Below are 740 nucleotides of genomic sequence, written 5' to 3' on the forward strand. Positions count from 1 at the left end.
CAGGCACGCAGGTGAGGAACCGCCCCTTTCTTCACCTGCATGCGCACCATTCGCGCGGTTGCCACTGCCCGCCCGGCGACGGACAGGCTTGGTCTCAAAGGGGATTGTCACACGCCATAACGAGTTCGTCCTACCAGATCATCGTTCGGAACCTTTCGCAGACGACGCAATATTTCTATGTCTTCCAGAAGCAGGCCGCATTTCCGTTGCTGCCGAGCTCTGATCCCATCCTCAGCGGCAGTCTCGGCTGCCAAAGCGTCGGCAATTACGCAACTACGGGAGCGCAGATCAATTTCGGTTTGGACAGTCAGGTCTACGCAGGTGTCCTCAGCACCAGACAGGTGTCGCTCTCCCAGCTGATCGTGCTTCTCTCGCTCAATGCAGCCACGCTATCGGTGGTCGGCAGCACCTCGGCATTCCGAGCTGTTACGCTCACCACGGCCGATGGTTCGCCGGACAATTGCACGACCTTGACGCTCGACCCGCTCGGACTTTCGGCGCCGGCCAACCAAGCCGGAATTGCGATCGGAGGGTTTGGCATCAACGTGCCTTCCTATACGCCGTTGCCGCATCCCGAACTCTATTGCGGCGTCGTCGCACTGAACAACAATCAGGCGGTCATACTCTCGAGCTTCGTCGCTCCTGTCCCCAATGCCGTCATGAACTGCATACCGGAGCAAATCTTTTTCGTGAAGATGGGCTACCAGCCGGTCGGAAGCACAGTGGCTTACGACGAGAGC

1 protein-coding gene is annotated in these 740 nt (G+C 58.8%); it reads left to right on the top strand.

Annotation, left to right across the window (positions count from 1 at the left end; all coding sequences use genetic code 11):
- Positions 1 to 104 precede the first annotated feature (104 nt).
- The coding region (locus ACIPSK_RS33040; RefSeq protein WP_446533145.1) for a hypothetical protein at positions 105 to 740 on the top strand (636 nt) is incomplete at its 3' end.

The organism is Rhizobium sp. LARHSG275 (genome assembly GCF_052871115.1).